Origin of the sequence: Arenimonas maotaiensis (assembly GCF_014638745.1) — a bacterium.
In the GTDB taxonomy this organism is placed as follows: Bacteria; Pseudomonadota; Gammaproteobacteria; order Xanthomonadales; family Xanthomonadaceae; genus Arenimonas; species Arenimonas maotaiensis.
The window spans coordinates 374,514-389,668 of record NZ_BMFO01000002.1; the positions used below are offsets into that span (position 1 = coordinate 374,514).

The window sequence follows — 15,155 nt, forward strand, 5'->3', positions numbered from 1 at the left end:
CTCCGCGGTGAATCTTATATGGAGAACGCCTGATGGCGCGCATAGCTGGTGTCAATCTGCCTGCCCAGAAGCATGTCTGGGTCGGCCTGCAAAGCATTTTCGGAATCGGCCGCACCCGTTCCAAACTGGTGTGTGAATCGGCGGGCGTGAACCCGTCCACCAAGATCCGTGACCTGTCCGAACCCGAGGTGGAGAAGCTCCGCCTGGAAGTCGCCAAGTTCACGGTCGAAGGCGACCTGCGCCGCGAAGTCGGCATGTCGATCAAACGTCTGATGGATCTCGGTTGCTACCGCGGTCTGCGCCACCGCCGCGGCCTGCCGCTGCGCGGCCAGCGCACGCGTACCAACGCCCGCACCCGCAAGGGTCCGCGTAAAGCCATCAAGAAGTAAGGAAGCACGCACATGAGCAAAGCTGCAGCCGCTGCCAAAACGAAGAAGAAGATCAAGCGCGTCGTCACCGACGGCGTCGCCCACGTCCACGCTTCGTTCAACAACACCATCATCACGATCACCGACCGCCAGGGCAACGCCCTGAGCTGGGCCACCTCCGGTGGCGCAGGCTTCCGCGGTTCGCGCAAGTCCACCCCGTTCGCGGCCCAGGTCGCTTCGGAAAAGGCCGGTAAAGTGGCCCTGGACTACGGCGTGAAGACCCTGGAAGTCCGCATCAAGGGCCCGGGCCCGGGCCGTGAATCCGCCGTCCGCGCGCTGAACGCCTGCGGATACAAAATCATGAACATCATCGACGTGACCCCAATCCCGCACAACGGGTGCCGTCCGCCCAAAAAGCGCCGCGTCTAAGGGAAGGAGAACAATAAGTCATGGCTCGTTATATCGGTCCCAAATGTAAACTGTCGCGTCGCGAAGGCGCCGACCTCAGCCTGAAGTCGCCGGCCCGCGCCCTCGACTCCAAGTGCAAACTCGAACAGAAACCCGGCCAGCACGGCGCCGTGGCCAAGAAGGGCAAGCTGTCCGACTACGCCACCCAGTTGCGCGAGAAGCAGAAGGTCAAGCGCATCTACGGCCTGCTGGAACGCCAGTTCCGCGGCTATTACGCCAAGGCCGCCCGCCGCAAGGGCAACACCGGCGAAATGCTGCTGCAGATCCTGGAAACCCGTCTCGACAACGTGGTCTACCGCATGGGTTTCGCGGTCACCCGTCCGGCCGCCCGCCAGCTGGTGTCGCACAAGGCCATCCTGGTCAACGGCAAGAGCGTCAACCTGCCGTCGTACCAGGTCAAGGCCGGCGACAGCATCGAGCTGACCGAACGCGCGAAGAAGCACCTGAACGTGCAGGAAGCCCTGAACCTGGCCCAGCAGATGGACCTGGTGCCGAGCTGGTGCGAAGTGGACAGCAACAAATTCGCCGGTGTGTTCAAAGCCGTTCCGGACCGCGCCGATCTGCCTTCCGACATCAACGAAGCGCTGATCGTCGAACTGTACTCGAAGTAATAATCTTCAGGAGTGTCATTCCCCATGACGGTAACCGCCCACCAAGTGCTGCGCCCGCGCGGCCCTGTAATCGAACGTAGCAGCGCCCACCGCGCGAAAGTGGTCATCGAACCGCTGGAGCGCGGCTACGGCCACACGCTGGGCAACGCCCTGCGCCGCGTGCTGCTGTCTTCGATTCCCGGCTTCGCCATCACGGAAGTCGAGATCGACGGCGTGCTGCACGAATACAGCACCATCGAAGGCCTGCAGGAAGACGTGCTGGAAGTCCTGCTGAACCTGAAGGACGTCGCCCTGCGCCTGCAAGGCGTCGACCACACCACCCTGAGCCTGAGCAAGAGCGGCGCGGGTGAAGTCACCGCCGGCGACATCAAGGCCGACCACACGGTCGAGATCCTGAATCCGGAACACGTGATCTGCACCCTGACCAAGGACGCCTCGATCAACATGCGCCTGAAGGTCGAGCGCGGCTTCGGCTACCAGCCGGCGTCGGCCCGTCGCCGTCCGGACGACGAAACCCGCACCATCGGCCGCCTCGTGCTGGACGCCAGCTTCTCGCCGGTCCGCCGCGTGGCCTATGAAGTGGTCGCCGCCCGCGTCGAACAGCGCACCGACCTCGACAAGCTGGTGCTCGACATCGAAACCAACGGCACCATCGACGCCGAAGACGCCATCCGCACCGCGGCCGACATCCTGACCGACCAGCTGTCGGTGTTCGGCGACTTCACCAAGCGCGCCGACCAGGACAAGAAGCCGGCCGGCCCGGGCGTGGATCCGGTGCTGCTGCGTCCGATCGACGATCTGGAGCTGACCGTCCGTTCCGCCAACTGCCTGAAAGCCGAGAACATCTACTACATCGGCGATCTGGTGCAGCGTACGGAAGTCGAACTGCTGAAGGCCCCGAATCTGGGCAAGAAATCCCTCACCGAGATCAAGGACGTGCTGGCCCAACGCGGCTTCACCCTGGGTCAGAAACTGGACAACTGGCCGCCGGCCAGCCACCAGCTGGGAATGTTGGGTTAATTAAACACAGCGCGGGTTTCCGCCCGCGCGCCGATTAGGAATCACGACCATGCGTCACCAAAAATCCGGCCGTAAATTCAGCCGCACCAGCGCCCACCGCGAAGCGATGTTCGTCAACATGGCGGCCTCGCTGTTCAAGCACGAGCTGATCCGCACCACCCTGCCGAAAGCCAAGGAACTGCGCCGCGTCGCCGAGCCGCTGATCACCATCGGCAAGACCGACGGCGTCGCCAACCGCCGTCTCGCCATGTCGCGCCTGCGCGACAAGGAAGCCGTCGGCAAGCTGTTCGTCGAACTCGGTCCGCGCTACAAGGAGCGTCCGGGCGGCTATCTGCGCATCATGAAGTGCGGCTTCCGTCCGGGCGACAACGCCCCGATGGCCTATGTCGAACTGGTCGACCGCCCGCAGGTCTCGGCCGTCGCCAGCGCCGAATAAGCGCCGTCAGTTGTATCGAAAAAGCCCCGATCCGTCGGGGCTTTTTCATGCGCGAAATGTTTTGCCAATGCGCCGCAAACGCGCTAGTGTAAAGGTCTGCAGTCCGTATCCCCCGAACCGTCATGAATCCGCTGAGCTGGTCCTTCCGCCGTCTGTATCTCCTCGCCGCCGCCGCCTGTTTCGGCTCCGTGGCCTACGCCCTGTATGTGCAGTACGGCATGCTGATGCAACCCTGTCCGCTGTGCATCCTGCAGCGCGTCGCGTTCCTGGCCATGGGCGTGTTCTTCCTCGCCGGCGCGGCCCACAATCCCGGCGCGTTCGGCCGCAAGGTCTATGCCGCACTGGCCGGCCTGTCGACGGTCGCCGGTCTGGCCGTGGCCGGCCGGCATGTCGCCATCCAGTTGGCGCCGGCCGACCAGCTGTCGTTTTGCGGCGGCATGGGCCTGGATTACATGCTCGAGGCCATGCCGCTGACCGAGGTGCTGGTCACCGTGTTCAAGGGTTCCGGCGAATGCGCCAAGATCGATTGGCAATTCCTCGGCCTGTCGATGCCGATGTGGACGCTCGTCCTTTACACCGGCTTCCTGTCGCTTGCCGTATATTCGGCATTCAAGAAATACTGAGATTCCCGATGAAACCGAATCAAGACTGGCAACCGGCCGGTTGGCGGAACCATACCGCCCTGCAGCAACCCGTGTATCCCGATGCCGCCGCGTTGGCGGCGGTGCAGGGCGAATTGGCGCGGCTGCCGCCGCTGGTCACTTCCGCCGAGATCCTGGCGCTGAAGCAGCACATCGCGCGCGCGCAGGAAGGCCGTTCCTTCCTGCTGCAGGGCGGCGACTGCGCCGAAAGCTTCAGCGACTGCGAATCCGGGCTGATCTCCAACCGGCTCAAGATCCTGCTGCAGATGAGCCTGGTGCTTGTGCACGGCCTGCGCAAGCCGGTGGTGCGCGTCGGCCGCTTCGCCGGCCAGTACGCCAAGCCGCGCTCGGCCGACCTGGAGACCAAGGACGGCACGACCCTGCCGAGCTACCGCGGCGACTTCATCAACGCGCCCGAGTTCACCGAAGCGGCTCGCGTCCCCGATCCGCGCCGCATGGTGAAAGGCCACGCGCGTTCGGCGATGACCATGAACTTCGTGCGCGCGCTGATCGACGGTGGCTTCGCCGACCTGCACCATCCCGAATACTGGGATCTGGGCTGGGTCTCGCAGTCGCCGCAGTCGGCGCAGTACCGCAAGCTGGTGCAGTCGGTCAGCGACGCCATCCGGTTCATGGAGACCATCTCCGGCGAACCGGCGCACAACGTCAACCGCACCGAGTTCTACACCTCGCACGAAGCGTTGCTGCTGCCGTACGAGGAGGCGCTGACCCGCCGCGTGCCGCGCCAGGACGGCTGGTTCAACCTGTCGACCCACTATCCGTGGATCGGCATGCGCACGGCGCAGCTGGACGGCGCGCACGTGGAGTATTTCCGCGGCATCGCCAATCCGGTCGGAATCAAGATCTCGGCCTCGGTGACCGACAATCAGATCAAGCGCCTGTGCGAGACGCTCAACCCGGACAACGAGCCGGGCCGGCTGACGCTGATCCACCGCTTGGGCGCCGACAAAGTCGGTGCCGAACTGCCGCGCTTGGTGCGCGCGGTGCGCTCGATCGGCGCGCGCGTGCTGTGGGTCTGCGATCCGATGCACGGCAACACCGAGTCGACCAGCAACGGTTTCAAGACCCGGCGCTTCGACAACATCAAGGCCGAGCTGGAGACCAGCTTCGACGTGCACGCGGCCGAGGGTTCGCATCTGGGCGGCGTGCATCTGGAGCTCACCGGCGAGAACGTGACCGAATGCCTGGGCGGCGCCCGCGACCTGTCGGAAGCCGACCTGGAACGCGCCTACCGCTCGACCGTCGATCCGCGCCTGAACTACGAACAGTCGCTGGAGATCGCCATGTCGATCGTGCACAAGCACCAGAGCCTGGGCTGAGACGCGGCTAGATCTCGAATTCGCCGATTCCGGCCGGCGCTTGGCGTTCCCGCCAATGCGGCGGCGGCAATGACGGCGCCGCCTGTGCGCCGCGCAGCAGACGCTGCAATTCGTTGCCGTGCAGCCAGGGCAGCAGGCGTCGCAGCAGGCTGAGCGTGTAATCGCGCAGGATGCGGTCCTTGCGCAACAGCGCCCAGCAGGTGCATTGCGGTAGCAGTCCGGCGGCTTCGATGCGGACCAGGTCGCGGTCTTCCGCGCTCTGCGCCATCTCCGCCAGCACGCCGACGCCGAAACCGGCGCGCACATAGGTCTTGATCAGGTCGGCGTCGCGCGCGGTCATCGCCAGATTGACCGCCAGACCTTCGCTGCTGAACGTCTGCCGCAGCGAGGAGGCCGGATCGACGCTGGATTCGTAACTCACCAATGGATACTGCGCCAGTTGTTCCAGCCGCGGCGCGTCGGTCCGGTGCGCCAGCGGATGGTCCGGCTTGACCAGGATGATGCGGTCCCAGCGGTACAGAGGCAGGGCGATATAGCCGGACGGCGGCAGCGTACCGGCGCTGGAGATGATCGCCAACTCGGCCTCGTCGCGGTCCAGCATCGCCAGCGATTCGGCGTCGGTGCCCGGATTCAGGTGCACCGCCACGGTCGGGTATTCGCGGTTGAACGCGGCCAGGGCCGGCGGCAAGGCGTAACGCGCCTGGGTATGGGTGGTGGCGATGCGCAGTTCGCCGTCGTGCACCTGGCGCAGGTTGGCGGCCAGGGCCTTGATGTTGTTGGCCTGGATCAGCAGCAGGCGCGCGTGCTCGATCACTTTGGCGCCGGCCGGCGTAATGCCCTCCAGGCTGCGGGCGCCGCGGGTGAACAGCAGGAAGCCGAGTTCGTCCTCCAGCTGTTTGATCTGCTTGGACAGTCCGGGCTGGGTACCGTTGACGCGCTCGGCGGCCTGCGTGACGTTCAGGCCGGAGTCGGCGATGGCGACCAAGGCGCGCAGTTGGGTCAGGGTCATGGGGTATCCGGAGCGGAGTAGGGCATATGACGAAATGTCATATGTCCGACAGCTTAGGTTATTTTACAGCCGGGGACAATGCGCCTAGATTGAATGCCTCATTCCGACCAGGACGCACCGACATGATTTACGACAGCATCCTCGACACCATCGGCCGTACGCCGATCGTCAAACTCGGCCGCATCGCCCCGGCGCACGTCCATCTGTACGCCAAGGTCGAATTCTTCAATCCCGGCGGTTCGGTCAAGGACCGTCTGGCGCTCGCCGTCATCCTCGACGCCGAACAGCGCGGTCTACTCAAGCCCGGCCAGACCGTGGTCGAGGCGACCTCGGGCAACACCGGCGTGGCGTTGGCCATGGTCTGCGCCGCGCGCGGCTATCCGTTCGTGGCGGTGATGAGCGAGACCTTCTCGATCGAGCGTCGCAAGCTGATCCGCGCCTACGGCGGCAAGGTCATCCTGACGCCGGCCGCCGAGCGCGGCAGCGGCATGGTGCGCAAGGCGCAGGAGTTGGCGGCCACACACGGCTGGTTCCTGGCGCGGCAGTTTGAGAATCCGGCCAATCCGGCCTACCACCGCAGCACCACCGCCGCCGAGATCCTGCAGGATTTCGCCGGCAAGCGCCTCGACTATTTCGTCAGCGGCTGGGGCACCGGTGGCACCATGACCGGTGTCGGCGAGATGCTGAAACTGGCCCGGCCCGACGTCCGCATCGTCACCACTGAACCGGCCGGCGCCTCGCTGTTGGCCGGCAAGGAATGGCAACCGCACAAGATCCAGGGCTGGACGCCGGATTTCGTGCCGGCGGTGCTGAACCGCAGCGTGCCGGACGAGGATATTCCGGTCGACGACGTCACCGCCCGCGATACCGCGCGCCGTCTGGCGGCGGAAGAGGGCGTGTTCGTCGGTATTTCGGCCGGTGCCACCTTGGCCGCCGCGTTGAAAGTGGCGGAATCGGCAGCCGAAGGCTCGGTGATCCTGGCCATGCTGCCGGACACCGGCGAACGCTACCTCAGCACCTTCCTGTTCGAAGGCGTCAACGAGGGCTCCGACGACGAGTGGCTGGCGTCGCTCTGACGCCGGCTCAGGCGGCGAACAGCAGCCAGGCCTGACGCGCGATCAGCGCCAGCACGATGACCAGGAACACGGCGCGCACGAAGGCCTGGCCTTTGCGGATGGCCAGGTGGCTGCCGAGGTAGCTGCCGAGCATGTTGCCGACGATCAGCGGCAGGGCCAGGGTCCAGATCACGAAGCCGCTGAACATCAACACCGTCCAGGAGCTCAGATCGGCGGCGACGTTGGCGGCCTTGGCCGAGGCCGAGGACTTCAGGAAGTCCAGACCGAGAAAGCTGACGAAGGCGAATACCATCAGCGTGCCGGTGCCCGGGCCGATCAGGCCGTTGTAGAAGCCGGTCGCGGCGCCGATCGCCAATGCGGCCACGCTCTCGTGCCGAGGATGGAAGCGGCGCTCCTCCTTCAGCCCCAGATCCTTGCGCAGGGCGGTGTACAGCGCCAGCAGCACGCAGATCGCCAGCACGGTCCACTTCAGCAACTCGGGGTCGATGCGTTTGGCGAACTGCACGCCGACGGCCGAGGCCGTGAGCGCCGCGGCGCAGGCCGGCAACAGGATGCCGCGTTCGACGCGGACCTTGCGCAGGTAGTTCCAGGCCGCCACCGAGGTGCCCATGATCGAGCTGGTGCGCTGCGTGCCGATGGCCTGCAGGATGCCGAGACCGGGATGCAGGTTGAGCATGGCCGGGGTCAGCACCAGGCCGCCGCCGCCGACGATGCTGTCGATCAGGCCGGCGGCGAAGCCGGCGAGGGCGGTCAGCAGCCAGAGGATGGTATCGATTTCCATGGTCGGTATCCGGGCAAGAAAAACCCCGCGGACGCGGGGTTTCTCGTGTTAAGCGCGGCCGGCGCGCTTGCGCTCGTTCTCGGTCAGGTGCTTCTTGCGCAGGCGGATTTCCTTCGGGGTGACTTCCACCAGCTCGTCGTCCTCGATGAAGTCCAGCGCCTGCTCCAGCGTGTATTTGATCGCCGGGGTCAACTTGATGGCGTCGTCCTTGCCGGAAGCGCGCATGTTGGTCAGCGGCTTGGTCTTGATCGCGTTCACGGTCAGGTCGTTGTCCTTGGAATGGATGCCGATCAGCTGGCCTTCGTAGACATTGTCGCCTTCGGCGGCGAACAGCTTGCCGCGCTCTTCCAGCGGGCCCAGCGCGTAGGCCGGGGTGGCGCCCGGGGCGTTGGCGATCATCACGCCGTTCGGGCGTTTGGCGATGGCGCCTTCGGACTTCGGGCCGTAATGGTCGAACACGTGGAACAGCAGGCCGGAGCCCTGGGTCAGGGTCTTGAACTCGTTCTGGAAGCCGATCAGGCCACGCGCCGGAATTTCGTAATCCAGGCGCACGCGGCCCCGGCCGTCGGATTCCATGCTCTTCAGCTGGCCCTTGCGGATGCCGAGTTTCTCCATCACGCCGCCCTGGTGCTGCTCTTCGATGTCGACCACCAGCTGCTCGATCGGCTCCATCAGCTGGCCGTCGATTTCCTTGATGATCACTTCCGGGCGCGACACCGCCAGCTCGTAGCCTTCACGGCGCATGGTTTCGATCAGCACCGACAGATGCAGTTCGCCGCGGCCGGAGACCAGGAACTTGTCGGCGTCGGAGCCTTCCTCGACGCGCAGGGCGACGTTGTGCACCTTCTCGCGGTCCAGGCGCTCTTTCAGCTGGCGGCTGGTCAGGAACTTGCCGCCGGACAAATCTTTATTGCCGGCGAACGGCGAGTTGTTGACCTGGAAGGTCATCGAGATGGTCGGTTCGTCGACGGTCAGCGCCGGCAGCGCTTCCGGGAAATCCAGGGCGCACAGGGTGTCGGAAATGGTCAGTTCCTGGATGCCCGAAATCGCCACGATGTCGCCGGCCTGCGCCTCTTCGACCTCCAGCCGTTCCAGACCGAGGAAGCCGAGCACCTGCAGCACTTTGCCCTGGCGTTTCTTGCCTTCGCGGTCGATGATGGTGACCGGCATGTTCTTCTTGACCTTGCCGCGCTGGATGCGGCCGATGCCGATCAGACCGACGTAGCTGTTGTAGTCCAGCTGGCTGATGCGCATCTGGAACGGGCCTTCGAGGTCGACCTGCGGCGGGCTGACGTGCTTCATGATCGCTTCGTACAGCGGGGTCATGTCGCCGTCGCGGGTTTCCGGATCCAGGCTGGCGTAGCCGTTCAGCGCCGAGGCGTACACGATCGGGAAGTCCATCTGCTCGGCGGTGGCGCCCAAGCGGTCGAACAGGTCCCAGACCTGCTCCACCACCCAGTCCGGACGCGCGCCCGGGCGGTCGATCTTGTTGACCACCACGATCGGCTTGAAGCCCATGTCGAACGCCTTCTGGGTCACGAAGCGGGTCTGCGGCATCGGTCCGTCCATGGCGTCGACCAGGATCAGCACCGAGTCGACCATCGACAGTACGCGCTCGACTTCGCCGCCGAAGTCGGCGTGGCCCGGGGTGTCGACGATGTTGATGCGGTTGCCGTTCCAGTTGATGGCGGTGTTCTTGGCCAGGATGGTGATGCCGCGCTCCTTTTCCTGGTCGTTGCTGTCCATCACGCGCTCGGCGATCTGGGCGCGTTCGCCGAAGGTGCCGGATTGCTTCAGCAGTTGGTCGACCAGGGTGGTCTTGCCGTGGTCGACGTGGGCCACGATCGCGATGTTGCGGAGGTTTTCGATGGACATAGGGAGGCTGCCTGAACCGGCATGATTATCGTAGGGAGATGAGCCGGACATTATACTCCGTCAGGGCCTGTTAAGTCGATTTATGGCATCCTATTCAACCCGTATTCACCCACCCCGGAGCCATCCATGTCCGATTTAACCGCCGTGCTGAACACCGAAAAGGGCACGATCCGCCTGAAACTGTTCGCCGACGTCGCGCCGGTCACCGTCGCCAACTTCGTCAACCTGATCCAGCGCGGTTTCTACGATGGCCTGAAATTCCACCGCGTCATCGCCGATTTCATGATCCAGGGCGGCTGTCCGCACGGCATCGGCAACGGCGGCCCGGGCTACCGGTTCGAGGACGAATGCAGCCCGAAAGCGCGTCACGACAAGCCCGGCGTGCTGTCGATGGCCAACGCCGGCCCGGGCACCAACGGCAGCCAGTTCTTCATCACCCACGCCGCCACCCCCTGGCTGGACGGCAAGCACACCGTGTTCGGCGAGGTGCTTTCGGCCGCCGACCAAGCCGTGGTCGACGCCATCCGCCAGGGCGACCTGATTCAGACCGCGGTCATCGAAGGCGACGCCTCGGCCCTGCTGGCCGCCCAGGCCGAGCGCGTGGCGCAATGGAACACCGCCCTCGGCGCCTGAGCCGGCAAGTGCGGTAAGGCAACGAAAAACGGGCGCTTCGGCGCCCTTTTTTCGTCATCGGCTCCGCCGGCTCACTTGACGTGGCGCAGGCCATCCAGCATGCGCGCCACAGCACCGGCGTCGCGCGGCGCGTAGTATTCGGCCGGCGCTTTCCAGTACAGCACGTCGAGTTTGCCGCCGCGCTCCACGGCGGCCACGCTGCCCAGGTAAATCAGCCCTTCCGGGCTGGTTTGGCGCAGTTCGAAGCGGATGCCGGGCGTGCCGCCGAAGTCGTGCGGGCGGAAGTTCTCGTCCGAGACCTGCGCCCAGCCCTGTCCGCGGATGGCGTCCAGAATCACGTCGCGCAGCTCGTCCGGGCGCATGCCCGGCCGGAACCAGGGCCCGTTCGGGTTCGACTTGCGCTCGCGGCCGAGCTGGAACACGTGTTCGCCGGGTTTGATGTCGTTATAGACGCTCAGGCTGTTCAGGCCCGGGCCGTCGATGGTCCACAGTTCCTGGCGCGGGGATTTGATGCGCGCCCAGGCCAGGTCCGAGTCCAGACGCATGTCGAACACCTCGGCCGTGCTGCCGGCCTGCTGCAGGCGGCCGCCGGGGCTGGCGCAGGCGCCCAGCAGCGCCATGGCGAAGAGAAGAACGGCGGATTTGGGGCGGAACGGGTTCACGGGCGGTTCTCCAGGGATTGGATGTCTTTTTCGATGAACAGCCGGTCTTTGGCGGTCGGCTCGCGTTCAAGATAGCGGCGCAGGTGCGTGGCGGCCTCGGCGGCTTGCCCGCGACGTTTCAACACCAGGCCGTATTCGCGCCAGGCGCCGGCCGGCGTTTCCGCGCGGCCGACAGCGCTGGCGTACAGCGCATCGGCGCGCTCCCGGTCGTCGTTACGGTTGCGGCGGCGCAGGGCCTCGGCCAGATAGAATTCGTAGGTTCCCAACAGTTCCGGCGCCGCGGCGCGCTTCAGATCCTCGATCATCTGGATGCTGGTGGCGAACGTGCGTTTGCCGAGCTCGGCGTCCAGCCATGCCGCCAGATGCGGTCTGACCGCCGCGGCGTAGCGCGCCTGATGGCGTTCGTAGTCGCCGGGCGGAACGCGTGCGGCGGCGGCGCGCATGTCTTCCAGGCGCTCCGAGGTCTTCGGGTGGCTGGCGAACACCGGGTCGTGGCGGCGGCGCGGATCGGCGGTTTCCTCGCGCAGCATCCGTTCCCAGACGCGCACGCCGGCCTGCGGGTCGTAGCCGTGCCCGGTCACCAGATGGAAACCGATCTCGTCGGATTCGCGTTCGTTTTCGCGCGAGAACTGCATGACGTTGGCCAGTCCCACCATCTGCGCGATGCCGCCGGCCAAACCGACGCCGCCGGCCCAGGTCAGCACGCCGAAGGTGGCCAGGAAGGCCGAGGTACGTTTGGCTTTTTCCCAGCTCTGCAAACTATGGCGCTGCCGGAAGTGGGCGAATTCATGGCCCAGCACCAGCGCCAGTTCGGATTCGTCCTGCATGCGCAGCAAGGCGCCGGTGAACACCAGCACCGCGCCGTTGGGCGCCATCGAGGCGTTGAACACCGGCACGTCGATGATATACAGGCGCATGTCCGGGCAGTAGTCGCCGACCACGTCGCACAGTACGCCGCGCACGTAAGCGTTCAGCGCCGGATCGCGCACCACATAGGGCGAGGCCTGGATGTCCTTCTCGGCCTGGTCCATGCCGTACCACAGTTCGGCTTCGGTGCTGCCCGACGCCGGCTTCTCTCCGGCGCGCAGGGCATCGGCCGCCGCCGCGCCGGCGGTGGACAGGCTCAGCGCCAGCAGCAGGGCCGCACGCAGGCTCACAGCGGAAAGCTTTTCAGCAGGTCGTCGACCACCAGATCGGCGCCTTCGGCGCTGCGCAGGTCGCCGGATTGCTTGACCATCACGTTATGCCAGACCACTTGCCCGGTGCGCAGGTCGACCAAGGCCGCGACGCCGACCTGCATACCGCCGCCGATGTCGATGTAGGAGCCCATCGCCAGCCCGGCGACCAGGGTGAAGGCGCGCAGGGCGCTGCGGCCGCCGCTTGCGTAGCTGTCGCGCACATACGTGAACAGCGCGTAATCGGCGCCGGTGGCCTGCCGGATTTCCGCCACGCCGGGCCCCAGGCTCCAGTCGAGCAGCGGCTTGCCGGTCTTGGCGTCTTTCTTGGTGGCCAATACGCTGCCCGGGTTGGAGTATTGCGCGATGCTCAGCGCCACCACCTGGTTCAGGCGCAGCACCTGGCCCAGGCGCGAGGACGGTTCGAGTGCGTCGGGAATGTCGAAATCCGGTGTCCGGCTGCCGTTGCGGGCCGTAATCAGGCGGCCGACCGCCGCCGGATAATGCCGGCGGGCGGCATCCGACCAGTCCTTGCGCGGTTCCTGCAGGCCGCCGGCGGTGACCAAGCTGAGTTCGATGTCCGGTTCGACCAACACGATGCTGCCTTCGATGCGGACGTTCTCACCGGTTTCGGTGACCGCGGTCTTGGCGCGGGTCGCGGCCGCCGCCGGCGCTGCCAAGCCGATGGCGAGAATCAGCAACAGGCCACGCAGGTGCTTGGCGTTCAGTTCGGTTTTCATCATGATTCCCCGGTCGTCCCGCCCGTGCGGCGGGTTGCCGCCATGGACGGCATGGTATGATATTGCACCTTTTGCCTGCACGATGGAAGACACGCAATGCCGCAATTAGCCCAACGCATCGGCCGCGCCAAACCTTCCGCCATCATGGCCGTGGCCGAAAAGGCCAAAGCCCTCAAGGCGGCGGGACGCGACATCATCAGCTTCTCCATCGGCGTGCCCAATTTCCTGCCCGGCCCGCACGTATACGCCGCCGCCGCCGAGGCCCTGAGCAAGGACTCCGGTCAATACGGCGTCAACCGCGGCGCCGACGCCCTGCTGGACGCCTTCCTGGCGCACATCGCGCGCGCCGGCCTGACCGGCTACACCCGCGCCCATGTCGCCACCGGCATCGGCGCCAAGCATATGCTGTACAACCTGGCTGAAGCCCTGCTCGATGAAGGCGACACCATCGCCTTCGCGGTGCCGTACTGGACCACCTACCAGGACATCGCCGACATCGTCAACGCCAAGACCCTGCATCTGCACTGTCCGGCCAGCCAGAACTACAAGATCACACCGGCCCAGCTCGATGCCGCCCTGCAACAGAAGCCGAAGGTGTTCCTGTTCAACAACCCGAACAACCCGACCGGCATGGTCTACAGCAAGGACGAGATCGCCGCGCTGGCCGATGTGCTGGTGAAGTATCCGGACACCTGGGTGATCAGCGACGACATCTATCACCGCATGGTGTTCGACGGTCTCGGCTACCACAACTTCGTGAGCGCCCGCCCCGAGCTGCGCGACCGCGTCATCTTCGTCGACTCGCTGTCCAAGACCTACGGCATGCCAGGCTGGCGCGTCGGCTTCATCGCCGGTCCGGAATCCGTGGCCAAGGCCGTCGCCACGCTGAACTCCAACCACATCACCAACATCCCGGAAGTGGTCACCGCCGCCGCCATCGCCGCGCTGAGCGGCCCGCAGGACGTGCCGGACCAGAAGAACCGCGAATTCGAAGCCAAGCGCGACGTGGTGATGGCCGCGATGGCCGCCATCCCCGGCGTGGTCTGTCCGCGTCCGCAGGGCGCGTTCTACGTGTTCCCGGACATCTCCTGCGCGTTCGGAAAGAAGCACGGCGACACCGTGATCGGCAACGACGTCGAGTTCTGCAATGTGCTGCTGGAAGCCAAGGGCGTGGCCTGCGTGCCGGGCTCCGCGTTCGGCGCGCCGAATTCGCTGCGCATCTCCTACACCTGCCCGAGCGCGCAATTGCCGGAAGGCCTGAAGCGCATCCAGGAATTTTTCGCTGAATTAACCTGAACCCCGGAGTGAATCCCATGAAAGCCCCCATCCGTGTTGCTGTCACCGGCGCCGCCGGCCAAATCGGCTACTCCCTGCTGTTCCGCATCGCCTCCGGCGAAATGCTGGGCAAGGACCAGCCGGTTATCCTGCAGATGCTGGAACTGCCGATGGAAAAAGCCCAGGCCGCGCTCAAGGGCGTGATGATGGAGCTCGAGGACTGCGCGTTCCCGCTGCTGGCCGGCATGGTCGGCACCGACGACCCGATGGTCGCCTTCAAGGACGCCGACGTCGCGCTGCTGGTCGGCGCCCGTCCGCGCGGTCCGGGCATGGAGCGCAAGGACCTGCTGCTGGAAAACGCCAAGATCTTCACCGTGCAGGGCAAGGCGCTGAACGCCGTGGCCTCGCGTGACGTCAAGGTGCTGGTGGTCGGCAATCCGGCCAACACCAACGCCTATATCGCCATGAAGTCGGCGCCGGACCTGAATCCGAAGAACTTCACCGCCATGCTGCGTCTGGACCACAACCGCGCGCTGAGCCAGTTGGCCGGCAAGACCGGCAAGCCGGTCGGCGACATCCGCAGGCTGATCGTCTGGGGCAACCACAGCCCGACCATGTATCCGGACTACCGCTTCGCCACCATCGACGGCGCCTCGGTCAAGGACGCCATCGCCGACGAGGCCTGGAACAAGGACGTGTTCATCCCGAAGGTGGGCAAGCGCGGCGCCGCCATCATCGAGGCGCGCGGCCTGTCCTCGGCCGCCTCGGCCGCCAACGCCGCCATCGACCACATCCGCGACTGGCTGTTGGGCTCGAACGGCGAGTGGGTCACCATGGGCGTGCCGTCGGACGGCAGCTACGGCATCCCCGAAGGCGTGATGTACGGCTTCCCGGTGGTCACCCGCGACGGCCGTTATGACATCGTGCAGGGCCTCGACATCGACGCCTTCAGCCGCGAGCGCATGGACTTCACCCTGGCCGAACTGGAAGAAGAGCGCGCCGGCGTCGCCGACCTGCTGCAGTAAGCCGAACGGGGCGGGCATTG

At 65.7% G+C, this 15,155-nt stretch carries 17 protein-coding genes; 11 read left to right on the top strand and 6 right to left on the bottom strand.

The annotated features are described in order from the left end of the window. Positions 1-32: 32 nt before the first annotated feature. From rpsM to IEV56_RS05855, 7 genes are all read left to right on the top strand, one after another. Complete coding sequence (rpsM, locus tag IEV56_RS05825) at positions 33-389, top strand: 30S ribosomal protein S13 (protein ID WP_188448717.1); 357 nt, start codon at positions 33-35, stop codon at positions 387-389. Positions 390-401: 12 nt separating this feature from the next. Further along, complete coding sequence (gene rpsK / locus IEV56_RS05830; RefSeq protein ID WP_188448719.1) at positions 402-797, top strand: 30S ribosomal protein S11; 396 nt, start codon at positions 402-404, stop codon at positions 795-797. 20 nt (positions 798-817) lie between these two features. Continuing rightward, on the top strand, positions 818-1,447 hold the full coding sequence (gene rpsD / locus IEV56_RS05835; RefSeq protein ID WP_188448721.1) for a 30S ribosomal protein S4: 630 nt from the start codon (positions 818-820) through the stop codon (positions 1,445-1,447). A 24-nt stretch (positions 1,448-1,471) separates the two neighbouring features. Beyond that, the gene (locus IEV56_RS05840) at positions 1,472-2,467 is read left to right on the top strand and encodes a DNA-directed RNA polymerase subunit alpha (RefSeq protein WP_188448723.1); all 996 of its coding nucleotides are present in this window, start codon (positions 1,472-1,474) and stop codon (positions 2,465-2,467) included. A gap of 49 nt (positions 2,468-2,516) precedes the next feature. Beyond that, on the top strand, positions 2,517-2,903 hold the full coding sequence (rplQ, locus tag IEV56_RS05845) for a 50S ribosomal protein L17 (protein WP_188448725.1): 387 nt from the start codon (positions 2,517-2,519) through the stop codon (positions 2,901-2,903). 122 nt (positions 2,904-3,025) lie between these two features. Beyond that, positions 3,026-3,526 (top strand): disulfide bond formation protein B, encoded by a 501-nt coding sequence (locus IEV56_RS05850; RefSeq protein WP_188448727.1) that lies wholly within the window; start codon positions 3,026-3,028, stop codon positions 3,524-3,526. 8 nt (positions 3,527-3,534) lie between these two features. Continuing rightward, a complete protein-coding gene (locus IEV56_RS05855; RefSeq protein ID WP_188448729.1) occupies positions 3,535-4,884 on the top strand; it encodes a class II 3-deoxy-7-phosphoheptulonate synthase in 1,350 nt (449 codons plus the stop codon). A gap of 7 nt (positions 4,885-4,891) precedes the next feature. Here the strand turns inward: IEV56_RS05855 and IEV56_RS05860 are convergent, their stop codons facing one another. Then, positions 4,892-5,893 carry a LysR substrate-binding domain-containing protein gene (locus IEV56_RS05860; RefSeq protein WP_188448739.1) on the bottom strand — a complete coding sequence of 334 codons (1,002 nt, stop codon included), beginning with the start codon at positions 5,891-5,893 and terminating at the stop codon, positions 4,892-4,894. A 122-nt stretch (positions 5,894-6,015) separates the two neighbouring features. On the opposite strand from IEV56_RS05860, the gene cysK reads away from it, so the two are divergent. Then, positions 6,016-6,969: a cysteine synthase A gene (cysK, locus tag IEV56_RS05865; RefSeq protein ID WP_188448741.1), complete on the top strand. Its 954-nt coding sequence runs from the start codon at positions 6,016-6,018 to the stop codon at positions 6,967-6,969. Between the two features lie 7 nt (positions 6,970-6,976). On the opposite strand, the gene IEV56_RS05870 is transcribed toward cysK, so the two are convergent. Both IEV56_RS05870 and typA read right to left on the bottom strand, forming a co-directional pair. Then, entirely contained in the window at positions 6,977-7,750 is a 774-nt protein-coding gene (locus IEV56_RS05870; RefSeq protein ID WP_188448744.1) for a sulfite exporter TauE/SafE family protein, read from the bottom strand. Between the two features lie 48 nt (positions 7,751-7,798). Beyond that, entirely contained in the window at positions 7,799-9,625 is a 1,827-nt protein-coding gene (gene typA / locus IEV56_RS05875) for a translational GTPase TypA (protein ID WP_188448746.1), read from the bottom strand. 126 nt (positions 9,626-9,751) lie between these two features. On the opposite strand from typA, the gene IEV56_RS05880 reads away from it, so the two are divergent. Beyond that, a complete protein-coding gene (locus tag IEV56_RS05880; protein WP_188448748.1) occupies positions 9,752-10,258 on the top strand; it encodes a peptidylprolyl isomerase in 507 nt (168 codons plus the stop codon). Between the two features lie 71 nt (positions 10,259-10,329). Here the strand turns inward: IEV56_RS05880 and IEV56_RS05885 are convergent, their stop codons facing one another. From IEV56_RS05885 to IEV56_RS05895, 3 genes are read right to left on the bottom strand one after another with little or no spacing between them, the layout of a single operon-like run. Further along, the gene (locus tag IEV56_RS05885; protein ID WP_188448750.1) at positions 10,330-10,920 is read right to left on the bottom strand and encodes a hypothetical protein; all 591 of its coding nucleotides are present in this window, start codon (positions 10,918-10,920) and stop codon (positions 10,330-10,332) included. Then, positions 10,917-12,077 carry a M48 family metallopeptidase gene (locus IEV56_RS05890; RefSeq protein WP_188448752.1) on the bottom strand — a complete coding sequence of 387 codons (1,161 nt, stop codon included), beginning with the start codon at positions 12,075-12,077 and terminating at the stop codon, positions 10,917-10,919. Before IEV56_RS05890 ends, IEV56_RS05885 begins: the two co-directional genes overlap by 4 nt. Continuing rightward, positions 12,074-12,835, bottom strand: coding sequence for a hypothetical protein (locus tag IEV56_RS05895; RefSeq protein ID WP_188448754.1), 762 nt, complete (start codon positions 12,833-12,835; stop codon positions 12,074-12,076). The genes IEV56_RS05890 and IEV56_RS05895 overlap by 4 nt, the downstream gene beginning before the upstream one ends. Positions 12,836-12,931: 96 nt before the next feature. Between IEV56_RS05895 and IEV56_RS05900 the strand changes: the two genes are divergently transcribed. Both IEV56_RS05900 and IEV56_RS05905 read left to right on the top strand, forming a co-directional pair. Further along, a complete protein-coding gene (locus IEV56_RS05900; RefSeq protein WP_188448756.1) occupies positions 12,932-14,131 on the top strand; it encodes an aminotransferase class I/II-fold pyridoxal phosphate-dependent enzyme in 1,200 nt (399 codons plus the stop codon). Positions 14,132-14,148: 17 nt separating this feature from the next. After that, positions 14,149-15,135: a malate dehydrogenase gene (locus IEV56_RS05905; RefSeq protein ID WP_188448758.1), complete on the top strand. Its 987-nt coding sequence runs from the start codon at positions 14,149-14,151 to the stop codon at positions 15,133-15,135. The last annotated feature ends 20 nt before the right edge of the window (positions 15,136-15,155 follow it).